This window comes from Gemmatimonadota bacterium, assembly GCA_009692115.1.
Classification (GTDB): domain Bacteria; phylum Gemmatimonadota; class Gemmatimonadetes; order Gemmatimonadales; family GWC2-71-9; genus SHZU01.
In genome coordinates, this window is the sequence record SHZU01000016.1 from 23206 (window position 1) to 30800 (window position 7595).

Consider the following 7595-nt stretch of genomic DNA (forward strand, 5'->3'; position numbering starts at 1 on the left):
TAAACTGCCACTTTCGCATTGTCATCAGAACTCCATCAACTCGGCCATCATCGCGGCAATCGCGTCGACTTGGGGCAGGACCGCGTTCATCAGAGCGACGTTGTACGGCGTCGGCACGTCGGGAATCGCGATCCGCTTGATCGGCGCGTCGAGCGAAAGGAACGCCTCATCCGCCACCGTCGCGCTGATTTCGGCGCCGAATCCGGCGGTGAGCGTGTCTTCGTGCACGATCAGGCACCGCCGGGTCTTCTTGACCGACGCCAGCACGGCGGCCTTATCCCACGGCGCGATGGTGCGAAGATCGAGGACATGGACGGCCGAGCCGGTCTTCTTGGCGGCCGCCTCGCAGCGCTCGACCATGGCGCCCCAGGTGACGCAGGTGAGCTTGTCGCCCTCGAGGATGGTTCGGGCCTTCCCGAACGGGACGACGAACTGGTCGCCTGGATAGGGGCGCCGGGCCCAGGTTCCGTCGAGCAGGGCTCGATGCTCGAAGAAGATCGTGGGATTGTTGCTCCGCATCGCGGTCCGGATCAACCCGACCGCATCCTCCGCGTTCGACGGGATGGCCACCTGCCAGCCGACCGCGTGGGCCCACGACACCTCGCCACAGACACTGTGCCAGGGGTCGCCGCACTTGGGCGCGTAGCCGCCAGGCATCCGGACGACGATCGGCGCCGCCCACCGGTTGTTGGTCCGCCACCGGATCGTGCCGCAATTGTTGAGTTGCTCGGTGGCCGGGTCGGCGTACTTCCGAAATTGGATCTCGGCGATCGGCATCAACCCCGCGAGGGCCATGCCCACCGCCCGCCCGATGATGCCTTCCTCGGACAGGCTCGTGTCAAAGACGCGCTTGTCGCCGAAGGCATCTTGGAGACCTAACGTGGCGGCGTGGACCCCTCCCTTGGGCCCGACGTCCTCGCCGAACAACAGGGCTTTCGGATTGGTCCGAAGCTCGGCCTCGAGCGCCCGGCGAACGGCCGTCAGCAGGTTGATCCGTGGACCGTCGGGTGCCGGAACTTCGCTCGAGTCCGGGAAGGTATGCCCCGAGGGCGCCAAGCCGCCCCGGGCGGCCACCGCATCGTCGAACCGGTGCTTGGTCACGTTCGCGAGGCTCGGTTCGGGCCGGGCCAGCGCCGCCGCCAGGCCGGCTTCGACCTCGGTCCGGGCCGAGGCTTCGACGGCGGTGAGTTCCGCCTCGGAGAGAATGCCAGCGGCCAGGAAGGTCCGAAGCTTGGGGAGCGGATCGTTGCCCCGTTCCCGCGCCACCAGTTCGGCGGGTTTGTACGCCTGGGTATCCTGACCCGAGTGGCCGGAAAGGCGGGGCACGGTCAGACGAACCATCGCCGCCCCGTGGCCGGCCCGAACGTACCCCACGGCCTCGGCAAAGAGCCTGGAAGCCTCGGCCGGGTCGGTGCCGTCGCCCTGAGAAAGCCGGAGATTCTTGAACGAGGCCAGGTTGTCGACGATGTTGGCGCCGGGCGTCTGGAGGTAGGACGGCACCGAAATGCCGTAACCGTTGTCTTCGATGTAAAACAGCATCGGCAGTTTGAGCGTGGTCGCCATGGTGAGCGAGGCCCAGAAACCGTTGGTGGCGACGCTGGCATCGCCGCCGAGGACGCAGCCGATGGCGCCCTCGTAGCTCGTGTCGCCCAACACGTCCCGGTGATAGGTGATGGCCTGGGCCCACCCGGCACAGGGAGTGTACTGCGAACCGACATCGCCCGACATCGGCAATACCACCGGCCCCGGGGTCCTCGGCAAGTTGCAGACGACCCCGATGTCGCGGCCGTCGCTGAAACCGCCGGACTTGCCCATCGGCCCCGCAAAGGCGTCGGGAATCGACAAGCCTAACGTCAGCAACAAGGGCCGGGACCGGTAATAGGCGCTCACGGCGTCGTGGGGATGGGTCAGGTATTGGCCCAAGATGACCTGGGGCACATCATGCCCGCGAGCCGTGAACTGATAGGCCACCTTCTTCTCGGGGACCAGCTTGGTCTCTTCGATGTCGTCGAGCAAACGGGACACGTGGGAGAGGCGGTAGACCCGCTTCCAATCGATGGGCTGCGTCATGAGATGGCCGTCAAATCTGATGCGGCTTCTCGGTCCGGTAGGCGGTGCCTCGGAAGAGGCCCACGACCGTGCCGTCGGCCTTGGTCACGTGGACGTTATAGTAGAGGATTCGGTTACTGCGGGCCGATTCGGTGGCGGTGGCCGTCACGACCTCGCCCGGCCGGATCGCGGCGGGGTAGGTCATGCTGTTCTCGATACTGACGGCCAGATTGCCCTGGGTGTTGCAGGCAAACGCAAACGCGGTGTCCGCCAACCCGAACGACACCCCGCCGTGGCAGACGCCGAAGCCGTTGCACATCTCGGGGCGAATCGTCATCCGGAGCACCGCCCGGGCCGGGGCGATCTCGAGGATCTCGACGCCAAGCCACCGGCTGTAAGCATCGTCCCGGAGCATCCTGGTCGCCACTCGCTCGGCCCGTTGTTGGGGGTCGATCTCGGTCATGAGTAAAAACTCCCGCCCTCGTGGACCATCCGGCGGAGCAGGGGGCTCGCCCGGTAGCGGTCTTCGCCATACTCCCGGTACAACTGATCGAGTCGTTCCAGGATCTCCGCTGGGCCGATCCCGTCGGCCCAGTGGAGCAGGCCCTTCGGGTAATTGGCACCCTTCGTCATCGCGAGATCGAGATCGTCGCGGGTGGCCACTCGCCAGAACAGGGCGTCGGCCGCGGCGTTGATCAGCACCGCCAAGATCCGGGGGAAAACGGCGACGGCGAGATTGCGGTCCTTGGTCGGCTCGGGATTGACGGCGCCCGCCCGGTAGTCGAAATGCCCGCGGCCGGTCTTTCGGCCGAACAACCCGCCGTCCACCAACCGGCGCTGGCTCAAGAACGGACGGTACCGCGGATCGTATCCGAACGCTTCGAACACCGATTGCGACACCGCGTAGTTGATGTCATTGCCGATCAAGTCCATCAACTCGAACGGCCCCATCTTGAAGCCGCCGGCCTCCCGCATGGCCCAGTCGATCGTGGCCTTGTCGGCGAGCCCTTCTTCGAAAATCCGGAGGGCTTCGCTGTAGAACGGCCGGGCCACCCGGTTGACGATGAAGCCCGGCGTATCGGAGGCGATCACGGTCGTCTTACCCCAGGCGTCGAGCAACGCCCGCGACTCGCTGGTGACCGCGGGGTCGGTGAGTACCCCGGGCACGATCTCGACCAGTGGCAGCACCGGCGCGGGGTTGAAAAAGTGGATCCCGATCACCCGCTCCGGGCGGGTACAGGCGGAGGCAATGGCCGTGACCGACAGCGACGAGGTATTGGTCGCGAGCACGGCGTCAGGTCCGACGACGGCGTCGAGGCCCTTGAAGGTTGCCTGCTTGATCGAAAGGTCTTCGAGGATCGCTTCGATGACCAGATCGGCGCCGGCCAGCGCGGAAAAATCGCCGGTGGCCGGGGTCAGATATGAGATCCGGCCTGCCAGTTGCTCGGCGGCAGCGGCGGTGAGCCGGCCCTTTTCGACTTCACGGGCCATGGTCTTCGCATGGGCCGCGCGGGCCCGGTCCACTGCCCCGGCAAAGGGGTCGGCCAGGATGACCGAATGACCGGCGGCCGCGGCAACCTGGGCGATCCCGCTCCCCATGGTGCCGGCGCCAAGGACGGCGACGCTAGCGGCCATGGAAATTCGGTTTCCGCTTTTCCTTGAAGGCGCCAATGCCCTCGGCGTGATCATGGCTCTTCCCGGCAATCGACTGGAATTCGCCTTCCATGACCAGCTGCTGCTCGAAGCTGTTGGTGGCCGAGGCGTTGATGAGCCGCTTGGTCAGGCCCAGGGCCAGCGTTGGCATGGCGGCCAAGCGGGCGGCCAAAGCCCAGGCTTCCGATTCAAGCGAGGCGAGCGGCACGGCCTTGAGAATCATGCCCCACTCGGCGGCCTGTTTGGCGGGGATCTTGTCACCGAGCATCAGGGCCGCGGTGGCCCGTGCCCGCCCGACGAGGTGCGGGAGGGTCCAGGACCCCCCGGTGTCGGGAACCAACCCGATATTGATGAAGGCCTGGATGAACGACGCCTCCTCGGCGGCCAGCACGAAGTCGCACGCCAGCGCGAGGTTGGCGCCCGCGCCGGCCGCCACGCCGTTCACAGCGGCCACGACCGGAACCTCGAGATGCCGGATGCCCAAGGCCACCCGATTCCAGGTGTCGTCGAGGTGTTTGGCCAAGTCGCCGGAGATATTGGAGCCGGTGATGTCCTGGCCGGCACAAAACCCCCGTCCCGCGCCCGTCATATGGACAGCCCGGATGGTCCGGTCGGCCTTGATCTCGGCCAGCACGGCCAACAGTCGCTCGAACATGGCATCGTTGAAACTGTTCAGGACATCCGGCCGGTTCAGGGTCACCCGGGCCACCCCGTCACGCCGTTCGAATAGGACTGTCGCTTCGCTCATCGCACCCCCGTTCTGAGGCGTGTAAATTAGCACCACTATGCATACTCCGTATATCGTCGACGGCGTCCGAACCCCGATCGGAAGCCTTGGTGGCAGTCTCGCGGGGGTTCGGGCCGATGATCTTGCCGCCTCGGCGATCTCGGCACTCGGCGCTCGGCACTCGGCGCTCGATTTGGGGCTGATTGCTGACGTCATTCTGGGGTGTGCCAACCAGGCGGGGGAGGACAATCGGAATGTGGGGCGGATGGCGGCGCTCTTGGCGGGGCTGCCTCCTTCCGTGGCAGGGGAGACGGTGAATCGACTCTGTGCCTCAGGGCTCGCGGCGGTGGCCCACGCGGCGCGGGCCATCATGACGGGGGATGGCGACCTCTACATCGCGGGCGGGGTCGAGCAGATGACCCGGGCGCCGTTCGTCCTGAGCAAGGCGAAGACGGCGTTTGCGCGGGACATCGAGATGTTCGACACCAGCTTGGGGTGGCGGTTCGTCAATCCCAAGATGAAAGAGCGGTACGGGGTCGATCCGATGGGGCAGACGGCTGAGAACCTGCTCGAGACCCACGCCATCGGCCGGGAAGACCAAGACCGGTTTGCCCACCATTCCCAGATCAAAGCGGCCGATGCCCGAGCGCGGGGGCGGTTTGCGAAGGAAATCGCGCCGGTCACGATCCCGGCTGCCGGCAAGGGTAAAGAGCCGACCCGGTTCGAGCACGATGAGTTCATCCGGGCCGATACCACCATGGAGGGCCTGGCCCGGCTGAAACCGGCGTTTCGGACCGACGGGAAGGGTTCAGTTACCGCCGGGAATGCCTCCGGTCTGAACGATGGGGCCTGTGCGCTGCTGCTGGCTTCGGACGCCGGCCTCAAGGCCTCCGGGTTGACGCCCCGGGCCCGGATTCTCGGCACGGCGGTGGCCGGGGTCGAGCCCCGGATCATGGGCATCGGTCCGGTCCACGCCACCCGGAAACTGCTCGCCCGGCTTGGCATGACCCTCGACCAGATGGATGTGATCGAGATCAACGAGGCCTTTGCCGCTCAAGTCCTGTCCTGCACCGCCGAACTCGGCATTGCCTCGGATGACCCCCGGCTCAATCCCAACGGGGGCGCCATCGCGCTCGGTCACCCGTTAGGCATGTCGGGGGCCCGGCTGGTGCTGACGGCCACTCACGAGTTGGAAGACAAGAAGGCCCGCTACGCCTTGGTGACCCTGTGCATCGGGGTCGGGCAGGGCATGGCCGCGGTCATCGAACGGATCTGACACTATGCGCACTCTGACATCCTATGCCGAAGGACAGTGGGTCGCCGGCGCCGGCAACGCCACCACCCTCGTACACGCCGTTACCGGCGATCCGGTGGCCGAGGTCGGGAACAACGGGCTCGACTTCAAGACGATGCTCGAGTACGGCCGCCGGGTCGGCGGCCCCGCGATGCGGAAACTGACCTTCCACGAGCGGGCCCGGATGCTCAAGGCCATGGCCCAGCATCTGATGGCGCGGAAGGACGATTTTTACGCCCTGTCGGCGGCCACCGGGGCCACGAAGAGTGATTCCTGGGTCGATATCGAAGGCGGGATCGGGACCTTCTTCAGCTACGCCGGCAAGGGCCGCCGGGAGCTGCCCGACGAGACCTTCTACATCGACGGCGATCTCGAGGCGCTGTCCAAGGGCGGGACCTTCGTCGGCCGCCATATTGCGGTACCGCTCGAGGGCGTGGCCGTCCATATCAACGCCTACAACTTCCCGTGCTGGGGCATGCTCGAAAAGCTGGCGCCGACGTTCTTGGCCGGGATGCCCGCCATCGTCAAGCCGGCTTCGGCCACCAGTTTCCTGACCGAACTGATGGTCCGGAGCATGATCGACGCGAAGATCCTGCCTGAGGGCGCGCTCCAATTGATCATCGGCGGGGTCGGCGATCTGTTCGAGCACCTGACCTGCCAGGACGTGGTGACCTTCACCGGGTCGGCGTCCACCGGCCGGAAGCTCAAGGCCCATCCGAAAATCATCGAAGAGTCGATCCGCTTCAACATGGAAGCCGACTCCCTCAACTTCTGCATGCTTGGCCCCGACGCCACGCCCGGCACCGAGGAGTTCGATCTCTTCATCAAGGAGATTGGCCGGGAAATGACGTTGAAGGCGGGCCAGCGGTGCACCGGCGTTCGCCGGATCATGGTGCCGGACAGCGTCGTCGACGAGGTGATTCGGGCGGTGGGCAAGCGGCTGGCCGGGGCCACCCTCGGGGATCCGTCGGTCGACGGCGTCCGGATGGGACCGCTCGCCTCCAAGGCCCAGGTGGCCGAGGTCCGGAAGAACGTCGACGGAATCAAGGCCGCGGCCGAAGTCGTGTACGGCAACTATGACGATTTTTCGGTGACCGGTGCCGATCGGACCCGGGGCGCCTTCTTCCCCGCCATGCTCCTTCACTGCGCCGAGCCGCTCCGGCGGAGCGAAGTCCACGACATCGAGGTCTTTGGACCGGTCAGCACCGTGATGGGCTATCGAACCGTGGCCGATGCCTGTGAGCTGGCCAAACGGGGCAAAGGGAGTCTCTGCGGTTCGCTCTTTTCCGGCGATGACCGAGTGGCCCGCGAGGTCGTGCTCGGCACGGCCGCGTTCCACGGCCGGTTGATGCTGGTCAACCGGCGCTCGGCCAAGGAATCAACCGGCCACGGGTCGCCGATGCCGCAATTGGTGCACGGCGGGCCGGGCCGGGCCGGCGGCGGCGAAGAAATGGGCGGGATGCGGAGTGTGATGCACTATCTCCAGCGGACCGCGCTGCAGGGTCATCCGGAAACGTTGACCCACGTCATGAAGGTGTGGATGAAGGGCGCCGACACCCCGACCGATGTCGCCCACCCCTTCTCGAAGTACTTCGACGATATCCAAGTGGGTGACACGTTGTTCACCCATCGTCGGACCGTCACCGAAGCCGATGTCGTCAATTTTGCCGGCATCTCGGGCGACTACTTCTATGCCCACACCGACGAAATGGCCGCGAAGGACTCCCTGTTCGGGCGCCGGGTAGCGCATGGCTATTTCGTGCTCTCGGCCGCGGCTGGGTTGTTCGTGTATCCGCCGAAGGGGCCGGTGCTGGCCAACTACGGGCTCGAGCGGCTCCGCTTCACCAAGCCCGTCTACCCCGGCGATACCAT

The 7595-nt window shown here is 66.1% G+C and carries 6 protein-coding genes; 2 read left to right on the forward strand and 4 right to left on the reverse strand.

Annotation, left to right across the window (positions count from 1 at the left end; all coding sequences use genetic code 11):
* Positions 1 to 24: 24 nt before the first annotated feature.
* From EXR94_14165 to EXR94_14180, 4 genes are read right to left on the reverse strand one after another with little or no spacing between them, the layout of a single operon-like run.
* Positions 25 to 2070, reverse strand: a complete 2046-nt coding sequence (locus EXR94_14165) for a pyruvate dehydrogenase (GenBank protein ID MSR03859.1) — start codon at positions 2068 to 2070, stop codon at positions 25 to 27.
* A 10-nt stretch (positions 2071 to 2080) separates the two neighbouring features.
* The gene (paaI, locus tag EXR94_14170) at positions 2081 to 2512 is read right to left on the reverse strand and encodes a hydroxyphenylacetyl-CoA thioesterase PaaI (protein ID MSR03860.1); all 432 of its coding nucleotides are present in this window, start codon (positions 2510 to 2512) and stop codon (positions 2081 to 2083) included.
* On the reverse strand, positions 2509 to 3684 hold the full coding sequence (locus tag EXR94_14175) for a 3-hydroxybutyryl-CoA dehydrogenase (protein ID MSR03861.1): 1176 nt from the start codon (positions 3682 to 3684) through the stop codon (positions 2509 to 2511). Before EXR94_14175 ends, paaI begins: the two co-directional genes overlap by 4 nt.
* Positions 3674 to 4450 (reverse strand): 2-(1,2-epoxy-1,2-dihydrophenyl)acetyl-CoA isomerase, encoded by a 777-nt coding sequence (locus EXR94_14180; protein MSR03862.1) that lies wholly within the window; start codon positions 4448 to 4450, stop codon positions 3674 to 3676. Before EXR94_14180 ends, EXR94_14175 begins: the two co-directional genes overlap by 11 nt.
* Positions 4451 to 4487: 37 nt before the next feature.
* Here EXR94_14180 and pcaF point away from each other — a divergent pair, with 37 nt between their 5' ends.
* Together pcaF and paaZ are read left to right on the forward strand one after the other, a co-directional pair.
* Positions 4488 to 5705, forward strand: a complete 1218-nt coding sequence (pcaF, locus tag EXR94_14185; protein MSR03863.1) for a 3-oxoadipyl-CoA thiolase — start codon at positions 4488 to 4490, stop codon at positions 5703 to 5705.
* Between the two features lie 4 nt (positions 5706 to 5709).
* Positions 5710 to 7595 (forward strand): phenylacetic acid degradation bifunctional protein PaaZ (gene paaZ / locus EXR94_14190; GenBank protein MSR03864.1); only part of this gene is annotated, 1886 nt, incomplete at its 3' end.